The following is a 21963-nucleotide window of genomic DNA, read 5'->3' as shown; positions in this document are numbered from 1 at the left end:
TCGTGCCATTGTCGCAAGCCCGACAAGACCCGGCATTGATCAGGGTCAAAACGAAAAAGGCCGGGCACATGGCCCGGCCTTTGATCACACTATTGCAAAAATCAGGCGCGACGGCGACGGCCACCACCGCGACGACCGCCTGCGGCACCAGCCGCACCCGCCTCTTCAGGCGATTTGTTGAACTTGATCCACGCTCCGCCATGCGGGTCGTTGTTGGTCAGGAGGTTGGCGGCACGGATGGCCTCCATTTCCTTACCAGCGCGGGGCAAGGTCGAACCCAGACCGAACATCTGAACAAATGCCTCATCGTCCATGCCTTCGGGCAGGATGATGCCGGCAGCAGCCACGGCCTCTTTCTTCTCGGCAATCTTCTTCTGCGTCACCGGCAGAGCCACCGGGTTCATGATCGCCGAAGTCATGCCAGCACCCATTGCCATCGGCAGAAAGGCGTTGTTGATGCCGTGGCGGTTCGGCAGGCCGAACGAGACGTTGGACGCGCCGCAGGTGGTGTTCACGCCCAGTTCTTCGCGCAGACGACGGACCAGAGCAAACACCTGTTGGCCAGCAGTTGCCATTGCACCGATCGGCATCACCAGCGGGTCGACTACGATATCATGTGCGGGGATGCCGAAATCGGCGGCACGCTCAACGATCTTGCGGGCTACTTCGAAACGAACATCTGGGTCTTCCGAGATGCCGGTGTCGTCGTTCGAGATCGCAACAACAGGAACGTTGTATTTCTTGACCAGCGGCAGAACCAGCTCCAGACGCTCTTCTTCACCTGTGACCGAGTTCAGCAGCGGACGGCCTTCGGCGGCCTCAAGACCGGCTTCCAGTGCACCCGGAACCGACGAGTCGATGCACAGCGGGACTTCAACAAGAGCCTGAACCAGTTCGACGATCTTGGTCATCAGCGGCGGTTCGGTCTCGTTCGGGTTGGGGTTCGAGTTGTAGACAACTCCCGCGTTGATATCCAGAACGGTCGCGCCTGCAGCGACCTGAGCAATGGCATCTTTCTCGATGGTCGAGAAATCGCCTGCTTCCAGTTCAGCAGCCAGTTTCTTGCGGCCGGTGGGGTTGATCCGCTCGCCGATCACGCAGAACGGTTCGTCAAAGCCCAGAACGGCAGTTTTTGTTTTTGATTCTACGACTGTACGGGTCATGTCCGTTCCTTAGGAGTTTACAGGCTTTGCCGAGGCGCCGCCGTTTTCGATTGCCCAGTTGGCGTTGGTCTTGATACCGCCAAGCGGGAAGAAATGCACGTTGGTGATGTTGAAATCCGGGTTGGCCGCCTTGTGGTTGGCCAGTTCCGTCAAAACATCGGTCGGCTCGTAGGGAAGCAACAGCTTGGACACGTCCATGGCGCGCTTCTGCAGGACCTTCAGCGACGGGCCAACACCGCAAGCGATGGCGAACTTGATCAGGGTCTGCAGCTTGGCCGGACCTGCGATACCGATATGGATCGGCAAATTGATCCCCGCTTCTTTCAGACCGTCCGCCCACGCGATGATCGGCTTGGCGTCAAATGCGAACTGAGTCGCCAGCGCCATTTCTGCATCGGTGGTTTCCGAGAACTTCTGTTTCCAGCGCAGTGCGTCGTCAACGTTCTTGCTCGAACCGTCCGGATCGATGTCCTTGTTGCCCTCGGGGTGACCGGCAACGTGCAAGCGCTTAAAGCCCGCCTTGTCGAACAGACCGGTCTCCAGCAGCTGCATCGAGCTGTCGAACGCGCCGTGCGGCTTGGCAACACCACCGGCCAGCAGCAGCGCTTGGTCGACGCCCGCTTCGCCCTGATACATCGAGATCCAGTTCTCCAGGGTTGCCGCGTCCTTGATGATCCGCGCCGGGAAGTGCGGCATTACCGGATAGCCTTCGGCCGCGATCCGCTTGGCGGTCTGGACCATGTCCTCGATCGGGGTACCTTCGATATGGGCGATGTAGACGCGGGTGCCTTCGGGCAACAACGCGCGGAAGTCATCGACTTTCTCGGCGGTGCGCGGCATCACCTCGATCGAATAGCCCTGCAGAAAGGCTTCGACGGTGGGGTTTACCGGGGCCTTTTCGACCGCATCACGTTTCTTGAAGTTCAGCAAAGCCATAGCGGCCTCCCATTTAGATCTCGGGCTTAAGCCCAACCGTCATTGGCGATCAAGGCCTTGATGCGATCCTGATCGTATTCCGTTTCCAGACGCACGGCTTCGGCCTCGGCAATCTCGGACGGGTCGCCCTCAGCTGCAAAAGGCTCGGCTTTGCGCCACTCGGCCAGGTAGGCATCGCTGTCCTTGGCATTCACCTTCATGGCTGCCCGGTCGATGGCTTGCTCGAACCGTTCCTCCAATTGCCGCTTTGCGCCACGACGGCCTTTGCCGACGATGACCTGAGCGGGAATATCGCGCCAGTATACAATGGTGACGTCAGGCATTGCGTTTGATTCCTCCTAACCAGATGGACTGGTTCTAAACGTCTATGTGGGGGCAAGTCGGTCGGTTTTCGACACTAGGCGTATTTCAAGCGACGTTTTTGCCCACGATGGGATACGGCGCTTGTACTGGATTCTGACGCAAACGCGCACATCAAAATACTCATCACTTTAATGAGCGTCTTGCACGAAACAATTGCCCGACCTATGGTCAACGTAACTCGAAAATCGGAGGGCGTTTAAGATGGCGCCCAAGCGTCCCAAAGGTGCGGGCGCGTTCCCGAAGGCGGTCGAAAGCCCCGCGCCGGCAAGACCCGATCCAGATGCGTTATATGCGGCGCTGGATCTGGGAACAAATAGCTGCCGCATGTTGATAGCCCAGCCCAAGGGCAGCGGGTTTCATGTGGTGGATAGCTTCTCCAAATCCGTGCAGTTGGGCGCGGGCTTGGAACGGACCGGGCGGCTGTCTCGGGCCTCAATGGCGCGCACCATTCAGGCACTGCGCATCTGTCAACAAAAGCTGAAACGCAATAAAGTCAAACGGATGCGGCTGATCGCAACCGAGGCCTGTCGACGCGCGAAAAACTCACGTGATTTCATCCGGCAGGTGAAGCGCGAAACCAGCCTGACATTAGAGATCATTCAGCCCGAGGAAGAGGCGCGTTTGGCCGTTATCTCCTGCGCGCCACTGGTGTCGACCAAGACGGAACAGTTGCTGGTCGTGGATATCGGCGGTGGCTCGACCGAGCTGGTGTGGATCGACATTTCATCGGTGCCGCGTCGCGACCGCCCTGCCGCAATCATGCGCCTGCACAACGGGTTTCACACCGCCGACAGCCCCTTTCCGGCGGCCAAGGTGGTGGATTGGATCAGCGTGCCGCTGGGTGTCGCGACGCTGCGCGACCAGTTCCACGATGTCGAAGACGATTCGGCACGCTTTGCACTGATGAGCTGGTTTTTCGAAGAAAACTTGGCCGATTTCGCCCCGTACAAGGATGAGCAAGCCCGCGAAGGGTTCCAGATCGTCGGAACCAGCGGCACCGTGACTACCGTGGCGGCCTCTCATCTGGGATTAAAGCGTTATGACCGGACCAAGGTGGATGGTTTGCGTATGACCAGCGATCAGATTGACAAAGTCATACGAGGATACTTGGAACTCGGCCCACTGGGGCGGCGGCGTGATCCGCGGATCGGCGATGACCGGCAAGCCCTGATCATGTCCGGTTCGGCCATTTTACAGGCATTGCTTCGCTGCTGGCCCACCGACCGCCTTTCCGTGGCGGACCGGGGGCTGCGCGAAGGTCTGCTTTATGCGCAGATGAGCGCGGACGGCGTATTGGAAGACGGACCATTCTGATTTCGGACACAGGTGTATGAGCGTCTCAACGATTGCGATTGCCTATCGTTATGCAACGGCTGCAACCACAATATGCACATTGGAAGCCGCAGGATTTGATGTTTTCTGCCCCAGCTTTCATACTGCGACCATGCTCCCCCACTGCTCTTTGGCCATTGGTGGCATTCAAATTGCTGTGCCCGATGACCAAGTGGTGGATGCACATGAATTGCTGCGAGGCTTTGCACAAGAGGACGCGCGAGGTGCACCGTGGACTGCCAAAGCTGTAGATGCGTTGGGTTGGTACATCTTTGGAGTTTCGTCCCACTGGCCAGATCTGGCTCTTCGACAGCCCGAAACGACAGCGTCTTGATACACCTTGGCCAAGCCGGTATTGAGCGGGAACCTTTCAGGAGAACCAGCGCATGGCAAAAACGCCGAGCGGAAAAAACAACTCAGGCCGTGGGCAACGCGACCTGAAGGTCAAAGTAAAGACGGCGCGCGGGCGCAAGCTCAGCTCGACCCGCTGGCTTGAGCGGCAGTTGAACGACCCGTATGTGAAACGCGCGCAGGCCGAGGGCTATCGCGGACGCGCGGCGTTTAAAATTTTGGAACTGGACGACAAATTCCGCTTTCTCGTCCCAGGCGCACGCGTCGTCGATCTGGGCTGTGCGCCCGGCGGCTGGTGTCAGGTGGCCGTCAAACGTGTCAACGCGCTGGGTGAGCGGTCGGGCAAACGGGTTGGCACCGTGCTGGGCATTGACTTGCAAGAGATCGAGCTCGTCGCCGGCGCGGACACCCATGTTCTGGACTTCATGGAGGACGACGCCGACCAAAAGGTCAAAGACTGGTTGGGCGGTAAGGCTGATGTGGTGATGTCCGATATGGCCGCAGCTTCTTCCGGGCATAAACAGACAGACCACCTGCGCATAATGGCCCTGTGCGAAACCGCGGCCTATTTTGCTTTTGACGTTCTGGAAGAAGGTGGAACATTCGTTGCCAAGGTTCTGGCCGGAGGCGCCGAGGGCGATCTGCAGAAGTTGTTGAAACAGAAGTTCGAGAAGGTGGCCAACGTAAAACCGCCTGCGTCTCGCTCTGACAGTTCCGAGAAATTCGTGGTCGCCACGGGGTTCCGGGGCTGACCTCAGTCGTCAAGCCAGATACGGTCGCCGGTCAGAAACTGCTCGCGCAGTGACGCGGCGGCGGTTTGTTGAAGCATCAGCGCCTGACCGTGATTGATATATTCCGGCTTTCTGGCCTGCAGATCGGCAATCCTTTGATCCGGGGACAGAGGGTTTTGCAACTTTGATGTGTGGACCGGCTTTTCCGGCATGTGTCACCTTTGGGCGTGGCTGGGTTACTGCCTTGCTCATGGTTAACGCCCAATTTTGCCGGGATCGTGACCTAAACCGGGCCAAGCCGTGCCGTTTTACGGGACCAATTGCGACTTGAGTTGTTGCAGCTCCGGATCGTTCGGCAAAACCGCCAGCCCCTGTTGCAGCACGTCCCGCGCGGCATCCGGACCGCGGTTGATATGTGCCAGTTGGACCAGCATAGGCCACGCTTCAGCCCGTTGCGGGTCCAGCGTGACGACCTCGCGAAAGGCGCGTTCGGCCGCCAGCGCGTTGCGGAAGGTCAGAGCCATACCGCCCAGAACAAGGTGGGTTTCGGGAAAGTCCAGCCGGTTACCAATCGTGACCTGCCATTCCTCCATACCCTGCGCCACCTGAGCCTGCTGTTCCGGTGTCAGGGCTTGGCCGGGGATGTTCAAGAACTCTTTGGCGGCTGAGATACGGACATTGCGCAATGGATCGGACAGCAAGGGTTCGAGACGCTGAACCTGATCCGGCAAGGCGGCCTGTCGTTGCAATACCACCGCATTCGCGCGCACCAGCGGGTCCGTGTCAGACAACAATGCCGCCGTTTTTTCCGCAACATCTGCCGAGCCGAAGGGCTGCAACAGATAGGCTGCCGTGGCGCGGGCAATGCCCGGCTGAGACGAATCCATCGCTATCGCAATCAATGCACCCGGCCCTTCCGCGCGACCGTCCAGGGCTGCCTGAAAAGCCGTTCCATAATGCGGCACACGATGAGTGGACGCCGGAAACCATTCCTCTATCCGCTGTGCGGCCCAATCCTGATCCTCGGTCTGATGGCAATCGGTGCAGGCATCTTCGCCAAGCCCAAGATCCGGACGCGGAATGCGAAAGCTGTGATCGCGCCGCCCGTCGACACCCATGTAAGTGCGCTCAACCATGTGGCAGGACTTGCACTGCGCACCCACGCTGTCTTCCAGGTGATGATGATGCACGGGCGTGTCGTAGTCCTTGGCAGTCAGGGACGAAAAGTCTGGATTGCCAGCCGGTGAGTGGCATTGCGTGCAAACTCCGTTTCCCTCCGCCTTCAACCCGGCACTGTGTGGATCATGGCAATTCATGCACCCGACACCCTGCGCATACATCTTGGATTGCAGGAACGAGCCGTAAACGTAAACCTCGTCCAGAATCTGACCGTCCGGGTAATAGAGACCCGGGCGCAGCACCGCCAGATTATAGGCGTCGTGATAAGGTGTTCCGGGGATCGGGTTGCCGTCGCCATGCGCCTCGCGTCGGGAATGGCATCCGGCGCATTGTTGAATTTCGGCCTCAGTCCGGCCCCTGCCCCAATTCATTGTGAAACCAAACTCGCTCAGATCAGCGGCGAGTGTCTGGCCTTGCGTCCAGTCGATATGTGCCGATCCGGGACCGTGGCAGGCCTCGCACCCGACCCCAATTTCGGACTGCGTTGAGGCGTAACTGCGTGACTGCGCGTCATAGTTCTTTTCAAACCCGGTGGCGTGGCATTCGGCACAGCGAGCATTCCAGTTCTTGTAGGGGCCGGTCCAGTGCAGCCCGTCATCCGGCGGCAAGTCCTGATCGGGATAGAGGTGGTACCAGCTCTCGGCCTCGGTATCCCAAACGACATCGAAACTCTGCAATCGACCGGGTTCGGTTTCGAACAGGTATTGCTGCAGGGGCTCGATACCCACGACCGAATGCACACCATATTCAGTTGCGACGCCATCCTTCTCGGTCACTTTGGCCCGCAGGCCTTCGCTCGTCACCCCGAATTCGACCGTCATGCCGTCGTGATCAAACCGGGCTTCGTTAAATTCCGCAGCCACATGCCCAGCCTCGACCTCGGTCCAAGCCAGCGCGTGATGGGATACCGCCCACGCTTCGGCCTCGGCGGTGTGGCATTCGATGCATTGATCCGAACCCACATAGTTCGGCCCTTGCGCAAAAGCGAAAGTTGGCAGAAACATCCAGATGAGGAACGCGGCTCTCACGTTTCAAATCCGTCTACATCGTTCTGCAGGTCCATCAGGGCTCCGTTATATTCGGCCCCAAGGATCAGGATGGCAGCGCAAAGATAGAGAAAGATCAGGGCCGCCATGGCTCCGGCCAACCCTGCGTAGGTAGCGCTGTATGAGGCAAATTGCGCAATATAGACCGAAAAACCCCATCCTCCTGCTGCCCACAAGGCCAGCGTCAACAGCACGCCCGGCAGGATCTGACGCAATCTATGACGCCCGGTCGGAAGAACCAGATGCGCCAGCACCACCACGCCCACTGGAACACCCACCGTGAAGGTCCAGCGCAACCGATCGACCGATAACCATTCGGATACGTTCACATCGGTCTTTTCCGAAACCAGTTGCGTGTAAACCGGCAGGATGACCTCGACCGCAGCAATGATCATGATGGTGAGGCCGCCACCGATCACCAACGCAAAACAAAGCAACCGGGTTTTCCAGAACGGCCAGCTGTCAAAATCATGATAGGCTTGGTTCATCGCCTTGCGCACCGCCATCACCCCGTTCGAGGCAAAGAACACCGCCAGCAGTCCGCCCAGTGTAATCACGCCAGAGCCGGACTCGGAAAGAACCGAGCGTAGTTCGGCCACGATCGGCCCTGCCACATCTTTGGGCCATGCACCGAAAATCAGATCGATCAATTCGTTGGTGACATAATCCTGCGACAGTGAACCCGCCAGCGCAACGGTGAACAGGGCAAAGGGAAACAGCGCCAACATCAGCGACATGGCCACGTGGCTGCTCATGACAAAGCCGTTCTTGGCGTCGAAACGGATTACGGCCACCCAAAGCGCCTGAACGGGTCGGCCAAAGAAGGGAATCACGCGGGCATTCATTTCCGAAGCCTAACCCGCTTGCCCCAGCCACTGAACCGGCAAATCCGTCCGCTGCGCAATTATTCTCTGACAAACATCTGGGCGCATTGCATAATCCGGCCCTGCTGTGCAGGATCAGACACAAGTGCAATTCTCAGGATGAGCCACCGCATGACACCGGACAAAGACAAAACCGCTACGCCGAGAAAGCTTAAGCTGTCTGTTGTTCGGGATGTGTCGATTGTAACGACCCTTGTAGTGCTGGGGTTATACGCCGGTGCCGCATTCCTGATCCCGCTGACGATGGCCCTGCTGATCAACGTCCTGATCATCGCGCTGAGCGACCGGATCATCGCCTTGACCCGCATGCCGGTCTGGCTGGCCAATGTCGCTGGCGTGACAGTGGTTTTGGCCGGTTTGTTCGTAATCATGTATATTTTAGGCAGTCAGGCCACCCAGTTTGCACGCACGATCGGCACCTACGAAAACCAATTCGACGATGCGGTCAGTCGCGTCACGGGCTTGGTGGGTAATGATGTAACCAAGTTTATACGCGACAACCTGATCAACATAGACATGTCCTATGTCGCGCGCATTCTACTGGGCAGCGCGACCTCCCTGCTGAACCAGTTCTTTCTGATCAGCCTATACGTCGCATTCCTTATGGCCGAGCGGCTGGCCTTTCGAAAAAAAATTCAACTGGCCGCAGGTGATCCGAAAACAGGTATCGAGTTCGCCTCTATACTGGATGCCATTACGTTCAGTCTGCAACGTTACGTCGGCGTTAAAACCATGATCAGCCTGATCACGGCTGGCATCAGCTATTCGGTATTCAAGGTGCTGGGGCTCGAGTTTGCCGAGACCTGGGCCGTGCTGACTTTCGCGCTGAACTTTATCCCATCCATCGGATCGATCATTGCAGTCATTTTCCCATCGATGATTTCACTGGTTCAGTTCGACAGCATCGGCCCGTTCCTGATCATTGTTCTGGGCTGCGGAACCATACAGTTCCTGATCGGCAATTTCCTCGACCCCGCCTTGCTGGGCCGGTCGCTGAACATGTCCACCTTTCTGGTCATTCTGGCGCTGATGTTCTGGACCACGATCTGGGGACTGATCGGAGCCTTCCTGAGCGTCCCCCTAACCGTCTGCATCCTGATCGTCTTCAGCCATATTCCCGCTCTGCGCCCGGTTGCGATCCTGATGTCACTTGATGGCAGGCTGGGGGAAGAGAACGCCGCGCGCAGTGCAAGCTAGACGATGAAACGCCCTCTGTTCATCGGATCGGAAATCTATCGCAGCTCGACCTATGGTTCGAAACACCCTCTGGCCATTCCGCGTGTCTCTACCGTCATCGACCTGTGCCGGGCCCAGGGTTGGTTTTCATCCGCGAACTATCGCGTCAGCCCCTGCGCGAAGCCCTCGGCGTTGACGGCATTTCACACGCCGGACTATATCGCCGCCCTGCAACAGGCCGAGCAGGATCAGGCGGTGTCCGACAATACACGAGAGAAATACGCGCTGGGCACCCTGTCAAACCCCGTATTCCCCGAGATGTATCGCCGCCCGGCCACCGCTGCCGGGGGATCAATGCTGGGGGCCGAGCTGATCCGGGATGGCGGCATTGTCTTTAGCCCGGCAGGTGGCACGCACCATGGGCTTGCGAACCGGGCAAACGGGTTCTGCTATCTGAACGATCCGGTGCTGGCGATCCTGACCTTGTTGAATGCCGGGCTTGATCGTATCGTCTATGTCGATATCGACGCGCATCACTGTGACGGAGTCGAAGCAGCCTTTCGCGGATCAACAAAGGTGCGGATGATCTCGACGCATGAAGGCGCCCGGTGGCCCTTCAGCGGAACATTAGACGACGATGCGGGCGGGGCGGCATTTAACCTGCCCGTCGCGCGCAACCTCAATGATGATGAGTTCAACGCAATCCTCGACCAGTTGATTCTGCCCGCAACGGCATCTTTTGACCCCGAGGCGATTGTGTTGCAATGCGGCGCGGACGCGGTGGCCGAGGACCCGCTATCCCGGCTGACCCTGTCCAACAACGCCCATTGGTGCGCGGTTGCCTCTCTGCGCGACATGGCACCGCGCCTGCTGGTTCTGGGCGGCGGAGGTTACAACCCATGGTCCGTCGCGCGGCTCTGGACCGGAGTTTGGGCGACCCTGAACGGGATCGCCATACCCGACCTTCTGAATACTGAGGCGCAATCCGTGCTTGGTCACCTGACGTGGAACCGCGCAGCCGGAAAGCAACCGCCGCGTCACTGGGTCGAAACGCTGCGCGACGTCCCGAACCACGGAGAAATTCGCCCCGAACTGCGCGCCGACCTGCAACATATCGCGGAACGGATTTGATAGTGGATCGGACGCGGCAAGACTGTTAACCTTCGATCATTACTGCACATTCCAGCTCATCCCGCCCCGGCGCATCCTGCCATGTCCTTCCGGACATCTGGCCACAATCGGACCAAATCGATGAATGCACTTAATCAGATACATGATCTTAAAACCCGCATGGGGCAGGCGATTATCGGCCAGACCGAGGTGATAGACCGGCTGCTCATCGGCCTGCTGGCAAACGGCAATCTTCTGATCGAGGGCTTGCCGGGTCTGGCAAAAACCCGCGCCGTCAAAGCCATGGCGCACAATCTGGACGCCGACTTCAGCCGGATACAGTTCACGCCCGATCTGCTGCCCTCAGACGTGACTGGAACCGAAGTATACCAGCAAACCGATGAAGGCGGCACGTTTCGGTTCGACCCCGGTCCGATCTTTGCCAACCTCGTTCTGGCGGACGAGATCAACCGCGCGCCAGCCAAGGTGCAAGCCGCTCTATTGGAAGCGATGGAGGAACGTCAGGTCACCGTTTCTGGCACTACGCACAAAATGGAGCCGCTGTTCATCGTAATGGCCACCCAGAACCCGATCGAGCAGGAAGGCACCTACCCTTTGCCCGAGGCACAGATGGACCGGTTTCTGATGCATGTGCAGATCACCTATCCCCCGGTTGAAGACGAGGTTGAGGTCATCCGTCTCGTTCGCGGCGAAGAGATTGCTGCAGGATCCGGATCGACGGGTGGGATGCCGATCCCAATCCCGCAGGACGCCGTCTTTCAGGCGCGGGCGGAAATCGGGCAGATTCACGTGTCCGACGCCATGGACCGATACATGGCCCAACTTGTTCAAGCGACCAGAACACCCGAGAAATACAGCCAAGAGCTTGCCAGTTGGATCGAAATCGGCGCCAGTCCGCGCGCATCGCTGGCGCTGGACAAATGCGGGCGGGCCCATGCCTGGATGAACCAGCGCGATTACGTGGACCCAGCCGACGTTCGCGCCATCGCGCACGACGTCTTTCGCCACCGCATCACGCTCAGCTTTGAGGCACAAGGCAACGCCAAATCGGCGGACAATGTGATTGCAGAAATCCTGCGTCTCGTCGCGCTGCCCTGATTGATCGGAAAGAGAGCCCCGTGGCCCAAACCGCCACATATCCCAACGACTCGCGCATCCATGTAGATGCGGATCATCTGCTGCGGCTGGGTGCCAGATCGCGCGCTATCAGCCTGTTGCCGCGACAACCGGCGCGCTCGATCCTCAATGGCCACCACGCCTCGCGCCTGCGCGGACGCGGTTTGAACTTTGAGGAACTCCGCACCTATCTGCCCGGCGATGACATCCGGACAATCGACTGGAAAGTGACCGCCCGCACCGGAAAACCCCATGTTAGGGTCTATACGGAAGAACGGGACCGCCCTGCCCTCTTGCTGGTTGATCAGCGTATTTCGATGTTTTTCGGCACCGAAGTTTACATGAAATCCGTCGTTGCTGCCGAAGCTGCTGCTATCGCAGCCCATCGCGTTCTGGGGCAAGGCGACCGCGTCGGCGGGATTGTCTTTGGCGACACGGATCTGGCCGAGCACCGCCCCCAGCGCCGCCCCGCTGCGTTGAAGCGGTTCCTGTCCTCAGTCGCAGGGCTGAATTGCAGCCTGAACGCAACGCTGCGCCCCAAACCGACCGTTTCACTGAACGACGTCCTGAAACAGGCCGCACGGATCGCACACACAAATGCTCTGGTATGCGTGTTTTCGGATTTTGACGGCCTGAATGACGCCTCGGAAAACTTGCTGAGACGGCTTTCGCTATCAAACGATTTGATTTTATTCAATATTTCCGACCCCAGTTCGAATGAGCTAATCCCGGGGCTGCGCATGACCGTCTCGGACGGAGACGCGCAAATCGAACTCGACAGCTCGGAACCGGATTTGTCGAACCGCATCAGGACGGAGTTGGAAAACAGGTTGGCGCAGCTCAGGCAATGGTCGCGCCGCTATGGCTTTCCGATTGTCCCGCTGACCACCGCAGAACCGGCCCTGGATCAATTGCTGCGGCAGTTCGGTCATCACGGGGGACAAAAATGAGCGTCGATACGGAAGGTAAATCACTTGTTGAATTGCTGGACATGCTCGAACCCGCCCCAGCCCCCGCGCCGATACCGATGACGCCGCAGACTTGGGGTTGGGCCGTCCTGGCTTTGCTGCTGGCAGGGGCGGTCGCTTGCGGTTTTTACTTCTACCGACGGCATCGTACGACCAATGCCTACCGTCGATCCGCGCTTGCTGATCTGCAAGCTGCCGACAATGACGTTGCCAAGATCGCAGAAATTTTGCGACGCACCGCGCTCGCTGCCTTTCCGCGTGATCAGGTCGCAAGCCTCCATGGCTCTGAGTGGATCACCTTTCTCAAACAATCCTCTAATAAAATTACGATTTCTTCAAATGAAGCCAAAGCCCTCCTTGAGGCGCCCTACAGATCCGGCCCTCCCAATCCAAAGGTCGCCATGTTCGCGCAAGCCTGGATCCGGACCCACAAAGCTCAGAGGAGGCTTGGATGATCTCTTTTGCCGCCCCTTGGGCATATTTGCTTTTGCCTTTGCCACTTCTGGTCTACTGGCTAACGCCGCCGCACCGGGAAGCGACCAATTCAATCCGCATCCCGTTTTTCCGCCATGTCGCCAAAGCGGCTGGTGTTGAGCCCAAATCCGGATCGGTCATTGCACAGCGACCGATGCGTCAGACCACTGCTGTTATTCTGATTTGGCTGATGTTGGTGACGGCCCTGGCCCGCCCGGAAGAATTGGCCGATCCGATCGTCATTGAAAAATCCGCCCGTGATGTGGTGCTGGCGCTCGACATTTCGGGTTCGATGGACCAACGCGATTTCCAGTCCACCGACGGAACGCCCAAACAACGGCTGGCGGCGGTCAAAGATGTTATGCGGACGTTTATTGCTGAACGTCAGGGTGACAGGATGGCGCTGATCATCTTTGGCACTCGTGCATTTGTTCAGGCGCCATTTACAGAAGACCTTAATAGTTTGAATGGGTTCCTGGACCAAACTCAAGTCGGAATGGCGGGACCGAACACCGCCTTGGGCGACGCTATCGGCCTTGGTATCCGCACTTTTGACTCCAGTGATGTCGATCAGCGCCTGATGATCGTTCTCAGCGACGGAGCGGATACATCCAGCCGGATGACACCTACCAATGCCTCTGCCATTGCGGCGGACAAGGGTGTCGTTATCTATACCATCGGCGTCGGCGATCCCAATGCATCTGGCGAGGATCGCGTAGATCTGGACGCCCTGAAAGCCATCGCGGATCGCACCGGCGGGCAGTATTTCTTTGCAAATGATGAGGCTGCGCTTACCGAGACCTACCAGCGCATTGATGAGCAAAACCCCAGAATCGTAGAAACCCATAGCTACCGTCCACGGGAAAGCCTCGCTCACTATCCATTATTGGCGGCACTGTTGCTGATGCTGGGAAGTTGCGTTGGCCTTCACATCACGCAGCGCCGAAGGAGTCCCTCATGATCGGTGCCTTCGCGGAATTTCATTTTTTAAGAGCGGCTTATCTGCTTTTTCTGATACCAATTGCAGGTCTTTGGTGGGTAACTCGACCGAAACGTTCACGACAGTCCGGTCTGCCATCTGGTGTGGCTCCGCATCTGGCAGCAGCCCTGCTTCTGGGGACTGAAGACAAGCGGCGTATCTATCCCATTGATGTTGCCATGATCGCCACTGCTTTGGTTGCCATCGCCGCCGCAGGGCCAACATGGTCGCGGGCACAGAACCCGCTTGTGGCGGACACAGCCCCTCTGGTTATCGCTCTGAAGGTCACTGAGAGCATGGAGAATTCCGACGTGCCTCCATCGCGGCTGGAGCGTGCAAAGTTCAAGATCACCGACCTCATAAACACCCGCGCAGGCGCGAGAACGGCGCTGATCGCATATGCTGGTTCACCACACCGCGTGGCACCCCTGACCGAAGACGCAAATATCCTGCGCCCGTTGCTTGAAGGGTTGACCCCGGCTGTGATGCCCAAACAAGGGGATGCCGCAGGTGATGCGCTGACACTGGCGCAAAGCATATTGGACGAAAGCGACACCCCTGGAGCCGTCCTGTTTGTGTTGGACGATCTCGATCCATCTCAGCTTGTCGAGTTTCAGAACGCAACAACGCAGGTTTTCTTTCTGACCCTGCTCCCGAACGGAGACGAGATTGTTCAGTTGAACAACCTGAGGAACACCGTTGTGGTTCCGTTTTCCAATGATGACAGGGATATCACGCGGCTGCATCGGCAAATCCAAACCGCCTATGTGGAGGCGCTGGATGACGATGATCGTCTGGACTGGCAGGATCGGGGGTGGATGCTGGCATGGCCTGCGGCGCTGTTGTCGCTGCTCTGGTTCCGACGGGGTTGGGTGATCCGATGGGCCGTGTTGGGACTGTTCCTGATACAGCCCGCGAGTCCCGCGCGCGCAGAAGGTTGGCGGGACTGGTTCCTGACACCGGATCAGCAAGGCCTAATCGCAATGAACCAAAAACGCTATGCAGATGCTGCTGACCTGTTTGAGGACCCGTATCATGAAGGCTACGCGAGGTTGAAAGCAGGCCAATACCCGGAAGCCGCGGCCATCTTCGCCGAACTAAACACAGCCGAAGCCGCCTTTGCCGAAGGTATGGCTCGCATACGCAACCGGGAATACCGACCCGCCATTTCCGCTTTTGAAGAGGCGTTAGAACGCCGGCCTAACTGGCCGGAAGCACAGCATAATCTCGAGGTTTCCATCGCCATTCTCGACTATGTAGAATCCACGCGGGAACAATCCGACACTGGCGAAGAAGCCGGGATCGGAGCAGATGACACTGTGTTCGACAATGACTCTGGTCGCGGGGAAAACACGACCATTCAAGCCCAGACCGAAGGTGCAAAACCTTTGTCGGCAGACCAGTGGATCAGCACGATTGATACGGACATGCAGGATTTCTTGCGCAACCGGTTTCGTCTGGAAAACCAGGAGCAGGAACAATGAGATTTTTGCTCCTCGTCATGTCTGCTTTTCTGCCGTTCGGGGCTTTCGCGCAAAACGCGACCGCTCCTCAACCACAAGTCACGGTCGAGGCGCCAAGTGAGGACGTGATTGTCGGACAGCCCGCCATCTTACGTGTAAAGGTTCTGGTGCCGACCTTCATGCCGTCCCCACCAGTCTTTCCTGCACTGGAACAGGAAAACCTGCTGGTGCGCCTGCCCGAGCGTGCCTCGGGACCTGTGAGCGAGTCTGTAAACGGCGAGACATGGTCCGGTGTTCAGCGAAGCTATCGCATCTATCCACTGGCGTCAGGGGCGATAGATTTTGGCGCTCAGGACATGACAGTCACCTTTGCAGACCCGGAAACGAATGATCCTGTTCAGGCTTCCGTCCCGCTGCCACCGATCAAGATTAACGCAGTTGTCCCGGATGGGGCACGTGATCTGAATCCGCTGATTGTCGCGACGGGTTTTGAACTGACGCAGGAAATCGAAGGCCCAACTGAAATGCAGGCTGGCGATGCGGTCACCCGAAGACTGACAGCGCGCATCTCGGGAACGAGTCCGATCCTGATACCACAATTAATGCAAGATAATCAGGACCCTCTACTGCGACCTTATCCCAAAGAACCACGATTTACCGAAACCGAGGATCGGGGAATCCTGTCAGGCCAACGTGTTGATGAAACCGTTTACCTAGCGCAGGATGGAGGTGAAACTCAGCTGCCTGCGGTAGCACTGCAGTGGTTCAACCTGACGACAAATGCCGTTGAAACCGTAGACGTCGACGCTGTTGACCTGAAACTTGCCGCGCCGAAGTCTGGGCCTCCGTCAGCAGTTACATTGATGAGATATCTGTTTTGGGCTGCTGCTGTCCTGATAGTCACTTTGGTCGTTTTGTGGTGGTCGATGCCGCGATATCGAAACTGGAAAGAAGCACGTGAAAAGGCATACCGCGCTTCACCGGAATTTGCCCTCGCGCAACTGCGCCATGCGCTGCATGACCAGGACCTCAACGCCGCCTATTCTGCGCTTGAAACCTGGAAGCAACGCTGTGAAAGCCCGCAAGGACACAACGGGCTTGAAGCACGTTTGGAACAGATTGGCTCTACGCATTACGCCACTGATAAAGGCGACAGAACACCGGATTGGAGCGGGGCTATTTCCGCGCTAGACGCTCTTACAGCCGCCCCCCAAAAACAGGCAGAGCTCCTTCCGCCACTGAACCCCTGATCAGGTCTGACAACTGGCAATCAGCGCCTTCCGGTCTTTCAGCCGAACGCGCCCATACCCGAGTTCGATCAGGCCCAAATCCGCAAGTCGGTGCAGGCTGCGGTGCAGAGTTGGCTGCGACACGGCAATCATCTCGGCCAGTTCGTCCTGAGACACCACGATCCAACCATCGGTTTTTGACCTGCCCTCATCCAGATGAAGCAGCCGCAGTACCAACCGTTTTTCACTGCCGGTCACGGCAAGGTTGGCCATTATCCGAAGCGCCGTCTGCATGTTCTCCTGCGTCAGCGCGTAAAAATCGCGGACATAATTCGGATTGGCTTGAACCAGTTTGGCGATACGGGAATGCGGAAAAAACAAGGTTTGCGTCTCTTGCGTGGTGACGACGCTGATCAGCCGCGGTGTATCCGCGAATAAAGCAAGATCCCCTATCCAGAAACCGGCACCTTCGCGGTGTATCACGAATTCCTGCCCATCATCCGCCGGCGCTGTGATCTGAACAGCGCCACTCAGGACGGCAAATACTCCGTTTGCCGGGTCTCCATGATGATAAAGCGCTTCGTAAGGTTCAAAAACTCTTGCGGTTCCGCAATCCAACAGGTCACGGCGAAACGCTTCCGAGCGTTTGCTGAACCACCCGGCCTTCTGCAAGAGCTTAATATTATTCGCTTTGTCAAACATTAGAATTTTCCAATATCATCATATGATGAGTTTTCAATCCTGCAAATCGCCTAGTGTAAACGCGTTCGATTCCTCGGAAGGGTGAAGGTTTGCCGTTCAGAATGCGACCGATTTTTACAATCCGTTTTGGCCGAAATTACCGGCCGATAAACACCTTCCCACCTCTGGGGCCTACAAACTCTTACAGATCAGGAGCATATCATGTCACCACCACGTTCGATTGCATACAGGTGGCGCACCGAGTTGCGTCGCATTGCTGTGGCTACCGTCGCCGTTGCGTTGGCACTTCCCGCCTGGGCACAGGACCAGAAACCCAACATCCTGGTCATTTGGGGTGACGATATAGGGCAGTCCAATATCTCGGCCTATACGATGGGTCTGATGGGGTATCAGACGCCGAACATCGACCGCGTTGCCAAGGAAGGCATGATTTTCACCGACTATTATGGCGAGCAATCCTGTACTGCTGGCCGCTCGTCCTACATCATGGGGCAATCGGTGTACCGGACCGGCCTGTCCAAAGTTGGTTTGCCCGGCGCTGATCTGGGGATGCAGGTCGAAGATCCTACTATTGCCGGCCTGTTGAAGGACCACGGTTATGTCACTGGTCAGTTCGGCAAAAACCATCTGGGCGACAAAGATGAGCATCTTCCGACAAACCACGGATTTGATGAGTTTTTCGGAAATCTATACCACCTGAACGCTGAGGAAGAGCCAGAGAACGAGGACTACCCCGGCGATGCGGTTCTGGCTGATGGCCGCACCTTCCGCGAGGCCTATGGGCCGCGCGGCGTTATCAAGTCCAAGGCCGACGGCACCATCGAGGACACCGGCCCCCTGACCCGCAAGCGCATGGAGACAGTGGACGAAGAGACCGTTGCGGCTGCCATCGACTTCATCAAGCGTGCCCACGAACAAGGCCAACCTTTCTATGTTTGGTGGAATGGTACTCGGATGCACTTCCGTACCCACGTGAAGGATGAGATGCGCGCGCAGGCCAACGACATCGCAGGCCGCGTGACCGATGAATACACCGCAGGCATGATCGAACATGACATGCATGTAGGCCAGCTGCTGGACCTGCTGGATGAGCTCGGCATCGCCGACAACACCATCGTTCACTATTCCACCGACAACGGGCCACACATGAATACGTGGCCGGATGGCGCTTCGACGCCATTCTGGGGTGAGAAGAACACCAACTGGGAAGGCGGATGGCGCGTTCCGTCGATGGTACGCTGGCCCGGCCAGATTGAGGCCGGATCGGTCACCAACGAGATCGTGCACCATATGGATTGGCTGCCGACGTACCTTGCTGTTGCCGGTGATCCGGACATCAAGGAAAAGCTGAAGGCCGGTTACAACTCCTCAGGTATGGGCCGCGACTACAAGGTGCATCTGGATGGCTACAACATCCTGCCCCTGCTGACCGGTGAAGCCTCTGAAAGCCCGCGTCGCGAGATCTTCTATTTCTCGGATGACGGGGATATGACCGCGCTGCGCTTTGACGATTGGAAGCTGATCTTCCTTGAGCAGAAGGCGTGGGGCACCCTGCGCGCATGGATCGAACCCTGGACCGAGCTGCGCATTCCGCTGATCGTGAACCTGCGTCGCGATCCTTATGAGCGTGCTTACCGGACGTCCAACACCTACTACGACTGGCTGTTGGATCGGGCCTATTTCCTGGTGCCCGCTCAACAATATGTCGGCAGCTTCCTGGAGACCTTCCAAGAATACCCGCCGCGCCAGAAGGCTGCCAGCTTCAACCTGGATCAAGTGATGGAGAAGCTGTCCGCGCCGACCAACAATTAACCAATCAAAACACGAAGGGCCGCCTGTGCATCGGCGGCCCTTTACTAATTGAAGCAAGGAATTTCTCATGAGGAATGCAGTTCTTTCAGCCGCTCTTGTCGTGGCTCCGCTGGCCTTGTCTGCCGACCCTCTGCCGAGTTGGGGCACATCCGCGTCCAAGGATAGGATCATCGAATTCGTCGAGGCCGTCACTGACCCGAACGGCGCCGACTATGTCACACCGGCCGAGCGGGTTGCGGTATTCGACAATGACGGCACGCTGTGGGCTGAACAGCCGGTCTATTTTCAGCTCACCTTCGCCATGGATCGCCTTGCCAAACTGGCCGGGGCGGACCCCTCGATCCTGACCAGCCCAACGCTGGAAGCTGCGGCAAAGGGCGATCTGCAAGCTGTCGCCGAGGGCGGTCACGATGCCTTGATCGAAGTTCTGAACGCCTCGCACTCCGGTGTAAGTGTACAGGAATTCCAGGCATCCGTCGCCGAATGGCTGGACACCGCGCGTCACCCGGAAACCGGTTTGCCATACGATCAGATGACCTATCAACCGATGGTGGAACTGCTGCGCTATCTCAGGGATGAAGGATTCCGCACCTATATTGTCTCGGGCGGCGGCCTGCATTTCATGCGCGTGTTTGCCGAGGATGCCTATGGCATTCCGCCCGAACAGGTTCTGGGTACTTATGCCGATACAACCTACGAAACAGCTGATGGTGCTCCTGTCATCACCAAGGCCCCCGGCATCGCCTTTGTCGATGACAAAGAGGGCAAGCCCATCAACATCGAACGCACGATTGGCAGACGCCCTATTCTGGCTGGCGGCAACTCGGACGGGGATTTCGCCATGCTGGAATGGACCACTGCAGGCGACGGTCCACGACTGGGCGTTCTGATTCATCACACCGATGCCGAGCGCGAATGGGCTTATGACCGCGAAAGCCCGATCGGGAAACTGGTCGACGGGCTGGACAAGGGCCCCGACATGGGCTGGGTCATTGTTGATATGGCGCAAGACTGGGATCGCATCTACACTGGGGCTGAATAAGGCACTTAGAGACCGATAACCCCATGTGGACACTGCTTGTTTCCGCGTTCGTCTTCTTTCTGTATGGGACGGCCGCGGTATTTTCGATACGGGCGGCCCAAACCGCCCGCACGCCCCAGGGAGCCGTCGGGTGGGTGGTCCTTTTGATCTCAGCCCCGTTTGTCGGCGTGCCGCTGTATCTGTTTCTGGGGCACCACCGGTTTAGCGGCTATCGCATCGCTCGCAAGCACAGCGAAAGAGTCGTCGAAGGCATCAAGACCTTTGCGGATTTCTCCAAACCAGATCCAGCCTCAATGCCGATCAACCCCCGCCCGTTCGAGGCTTTGGCGCATCTGCCAGTCTCGCGCGGGAACGGAGCCGAGTTACTGATTGACGGGCAAGCGACGTTCGACGCTATATTCAAGGAAATCGATGCGGCGCGGAATTATATCCTGATCCAGTTCTACATTGTCCGGGATGACGCACTGGGTAAACAGCTCAAGGACAAGCTGATCGCCGCCACCGAACGCGGGGTGTCGGTTCGGTTCATGACGGATGCTGTGGGTAGCTATGGCTTGCCGACCAACTATCTGGACGAGCTGCGCGCCGCCGGGATCGAGATCGCAAATCCGCGAGACCGTCGGGGGCCGCAATACCGTTTTCAACTGAATTATCGCAATCACCGCAAAACCGTGATCATCGATGGTGAGACCGGCTTTATTGGCGGTCACAATGTGGGTGTGGAGTATCTGGGCCAGAACGCGCATTTCGGCCATTGGCGCGACACACATATTAGGATGACCGGCCATATTGTCCGGCAGCTGCAGTTGATTTTCACCGAAGACTGGCACTGGGCGCACGAAGAAGATCTGATCGAACAGTTGGACTGGGCCGGATCAGAATCCGAACAGGACATGAACGCTCTGATCGTCGCTACCGGCCCCGGCGACGACACGGAAACCGGCGCGATGATGTTCTTTGCCGCCATCACTGAAGCGAAAGAAAGACTGTGGATCGCCTCGCCCTATTTCGTGCCCGATATTGATATCATAACTGCCCTTCAACACGCCGCCCTGCGCGGTGTGGATGTGCGCATTCTGGTGCCGGACGTGATCGACCACCGCCTGCCTTGGCTGGCCGCCTTCGCCTATTTCGACGAGGTCACGGATTGCGGTGCGCGTGTGTTCCGCTACACCGATGGTTTCATGCACCAGAAAGCCTTTGTAGTCGACGACACGCTGGCGGCTGTAGGAACCACCAATCTGGACAATCGCTCTTTCCGCCTGAACTTCGAGGCTATGGCCCTGTTCTTTGATCCACGAGCGGCGCAGGCCGTGGACAAGATGCTGCGGGCTGATTTCGAGAAAAGCTATGAACTGACCAAGAAACTTCCTGACCAACCGGCCTATATCCGGTTTGGGTCACCTCTCGCCCGGCTGTTCGCGCCGATCCTCTAGGACATTAATTCCTCTTTGAAGACCTGCGTCATCAACGCCACCATAAAGGCCGTAGACAACCCGAACGCCAGCAGACCGGTCACCGAGGCAAACGCTCCGAATATTCGCAACGGTTCTCCCAGAACAATGTCACCATATCCCAGCGTCGTGAATGTCACCAATGAGAAGTACAAGGCCGAGTTCCAGTCAGGCAGAACATCCCCCAGCATCCAAACGATTGCCCAAAGCCAGACCTGAAACGTGTGAATGGCAACGATAAAGACGAGGGCTATGCAGATAGGGGCCGCGATAGAAAAGAACTTCTTGCTGTTTTCCAGCCTCAGCGACATGACGCGAACCACCTGTGTGCACCACGTAAGAAGGATAATCTCGATCAGAAAACAGATGCCCAGATATATGCTGCCCCAAAGGATTTGCTGCGTTAACGTCATCAACTCACTTATCATGTTC

The 21963-nt window shown here is 57.6% G+C and carries 22 protein-coding genes; 14 read left to right on the top strand and 8 right to left on the bottom strand.

What is annotated here, in order from left to right:
• Window positions 1–101: 101 nt before the first annotated feature.
• Genes AC2FEE_RS17345 through AC2FEE_RS17335 form a run of 3 tightly spaced genes read right to left on the bottom strand, consistent with a single transcriptional unit; the run spans window position 102 to window position 2422 of the window.
• Window positions 102–1163, bottom strand: coding sequence for a methyltetrahydrofolate cobalamin methyltransferase (locus AC2FEE_RS17345; protein WP_496866581.1), 1062 nt, complete (start codon window positions 1161–1163; stop codon window positions 102–104).
• 9 nt (window positions 1164–1172) lie between these two features.
• A complete protein-coding gene (locus AC2FEE_RS17340) occupies window positions 1173–2099 on the bottom strand; it encodes a methylenetetrahydrofolate reductase (RefSeq protein WP_496866580.1) in 927 nt (308 codons plus the stop codon).
• 26 nt (window positions 2100–2125) lie between these two features.
• Window positions 2126–2422, bottom strand: coding sequence for a virulence factor (locus tag AC2FEE_RS17335; RefSeq protein WP_480588957.1), 297 nt, complete (start codon window positions 2420–2422; stop codon window positions 2126–2128).
• Between the two features lie 241 nt (window positions 2423–2663).
• On the opposite strand from AC2FEE_RS17335, the gene AC2FEE_RS17330 reads away from it, so the two are divergent.
• From AC2FEE_RS17330 to AC2FEE_RS17320, 3 genes are read left to right on the top strand one after another with little or no spacing between them, the layout of a single operon-like run.
• Window positions 2664–3776 (top strand): Ppx/GppA phosphatase family protein, encoded by a 1113-nt coding sequence (locus AC2FEE_RS17330; RefSeq protein WP_496866579.1) that lies wholly within the window; start codon window positions 2664–2666, stop codon window positions 3774–3776.
• A 16-nt stretch (window positions 3777–3792) separates the two neighbouring features.
• Complete coding sequence (locus AC2FEE_RS17325; protein ID WP_496866577.1) at window positions 3793–4128, top strand: hypothetical protein; 336 nt, start codon at window positions 3793–3795, stop codon at window positions 4126–4128.
• 52 nt (window positions 4129–4180) lie between these two features.
• Window positions 4181–4897, top strand: coding sequence for an RlmE family RNA methyltransferase (locus tag AC2FEE_RS17320; RefSeq protein ID WP_496866576.1), 717 nt, complete (start codon window positions 4181–4183; stop codon window positions 4895–4897).
• Between the two features lie 2 nt (window positions 4898–4899).
• Here the strand turns inward: AC2FEE_RS17320 and AC2FEE_RS17315 are convergent, their stop codons facing one another.
• The 3 genes from AC2FEE_RS17315 to AC2FEE_RS17305 all read right to left on the bottom strand — a co-directional run bounded on the left by AC2FEE_RS17315 (window position 4900) and on the right by AC2FEE_RS17305 (window position 7946).
• A complete protein-coding gene (locus AC2FEE_RS17315; RefSeq protein WP_496866575.1) occupies window positions 4900–5088 on the bottom strand; it encodes a hypothetical protein in 189 nt (62 codons plus the stop codon).
• Window positions 5089–5184: 96 nt separating this feature from the next.
• Complete coding sequence (locus AC2FEE_RS17310) at window positions 5185–7059, bottom strand: multiheme c-type cytochrome (protein ID WP_496866574.1); 1875 nt, start codon at window positions 7057–7059, stop codon at window positions 5185–5187.
• A gap of 20 nt (window positions 7060–7079) precedes the next feature.
• Window positions 7080–7946 carry a YihY/virulence factor BrkB family protein gene (locus tag AC2FEE_RS17305; protein WP_496866572.1) on the bottom strand — a complete coding sequence of 289 codons (867 nt, stop codon included), beginning with the start codon at window positions 7944–7946 and terminating at the stop codon, window positions 7080–7082.
• A gap of 150 nt (window positions 7947–8096) precedes the next feature.
• Between AC2FEE_RS17305 and AC2FEE_RS17300 the strand changes: the two genes are divergently transcribed.
• The 8 genes from AC2FEE_RS17300 (at window position 8097) to AC2FEE_RS17265 (ending at window position 16542) form a co-directional block, all read left to right on the top strand.
• Window positions 8097–9182 (top strand): AI-2E family transporter, encoded by a 1086-nt coding sequence (locus tag AC2FEE_RS17300; RefSeq protein WP_496866571.1) that lies wholly within the window; start codon window positions 8097–8099, stop codon window positions 9180–9182.
• A gap of 3 nt (window positions 9183–9185) precedes the next feature.
• Entirely contained in the window at window positions 9186–10292 is a 1107-nt protein-coding gene (locus AC2FEE_RS17295) for an acetoin utilization protein AcuC (RefSeq protein WP_496866570.1), read from the top strand.
• Window positions 10293–10412: 120 nt separating this feature from the next.
• Window positions 10413–11390 (top strand): AAA family ATPase, encoded by a 978-nt coding sequence (locus AC2FEE_RS17290; RefSeq protein ID WP_496866569.1) that lies wholly within the window; start codon window positions 10413–10415, stop codon window positions 11388–11390.
• A 20-nt stretch (window positions 11391–11410) separates the two neighbouring features.
• Complete coding sequence (locus AC2FEE_RS17285) at window positions 11411–12358, top strand: DUF58 domain-containing protein (protein WP_496866568.1); 948 nt, start codon at window positions 11411–11413, stop codon at window positions 12356–12358.
• Window positions 12355–12831: a DUF4381 domain-containing protein gene (locus AC2FEE_RS17280; RefSeq protein ID WP_496866567.1), complete on the top strand. Its 477-nt coding sequence runs from the start codon at window positions 12355–12357 to the stop codon at window positions 12829–12831. The genes AC2FEE_RS17285 and AC2FEE_RS17280 overlap by 4 nt, the downstream gene beginning before the upstream one ends.
• Window positions 12828–13811, top strand: coding sequence for a VWA domain-containing protein (locus tag AC2FEE_RS17275; RefSeq protein ID WP_496866566.1), 984 nt, complete (start codon window positions 12828–12830; stop codon window positions 13809–13811). The genes AC2FEE_RS17280 and AC2FEE_RS17275 overlap by 4 nt, the downstream gene beginning before the upstream one ends.
• A 122-nt stretch (window positions 13812–13933) precedes the next feature.
• Window positions 13934–15313 carry a VWA domain-containing protein gene (locus tag AC2FEE_RS17270; RefSeq protein WP_496866565.1) on the top strand — a complete coding sequence of 460 codons (1380 nt, stop codon included), beginning with the start codon at window positions 13934–13936 and terminating at the stop codon, window positions 15311–15313.
• Entirely contained in the window at window positions 15310–16542 is a 1233-nt protein-coding gene (locus AC2FEE_RS17265; RefSeq protein ID WP_496866564.1) for a hypothetical protein, read from the top strand. The genes AC2FEE_RS17270 and AC2FEE_RS17265 overlap by 4 nt, the downstream gene beginning before the upstream one ends.
• On the opposite strand, the gene AC2FEE_RS17260 is transcribed toward AC2FEE_RS17265, so the two are convergent.
• Window positions 16543–17193 carry a Crp/Fnr family transcriptional regulator gene (locus tag AC2FEE_RS17260; protein WP_496866563.1) on the bottom strand — a complete coding sequence of 217 codons (651 nt, stop codon included), beginning with the start codon at window positions 17191–17193 and terminating at the stop codon, window positions 16543–16545.
• 231 nt (window positions 17194–17424) lie between these two features.
• Between AC2FEE_RS17260 and AC2FEE_RS17255 the strand changes: the two genes are divergently transcribed.
• From AC2FEE_RS17255 to cls, 3 genes are all read left to right on the top strand, one after another.
• Window positions 17425–19035, top strand: a complete 1611-nt coding sequence (locus AC2FEE_RS17255) for an arylsulfatase (protein ID WP_496866562.1) — start codon at window positions 17425–17427, stop codon at window positions 19033–19035.
• 67 nt (window positions 19036–19102) lie between these two features.
• Window positions 19103–20077, top strand: a complete 975-nt coding sequence (locus AC2FEE_RS17250; protein ID WP_496866561.1) for an HAD family hydrolase — start codon at window positions 19103–19105, stop codon at window positions 20075–20077.
• 23 nt (window positions 20078–20100) lie between these two features.
• Window positions 20101–21513, top strand: coding sequence for a cardiolipin synthase (cls, locus tag AC2FEE_RS17245; RefSeq protein WP_496866559.1), 1413 nt, complete (start codon window positions 20101–20103; stop codon window positions 21511–21513).
• On the opposite strand, the gene AC2FEE_RS17240 is transcribed toward cls, so the two are convergent.
• Window positions 21510–21944 carry an ion channel gene (locus AC2FEE_RS17240; protein WP_480588994.1) on the bottom strand — a complete coding sequence of 145 codons (435 nt, stop codon included), beginning with the start codon at window positions 21942–21944 and terminating at the stop codon, window positions 21510–21512. The two genes, cls and AC2FEE_RS17240, sit on opposite strands and share 4 nt — an antisense overlap.
• Window positions 21945–21963 lie beyond the last annotated feature (19 nt).

This window comes from Ruegeria sp. YTSC199 (assembly GCF_059609725.1).
This window is presented reverse-complemented; position numbering and strand designations above follow the sequence as displayed.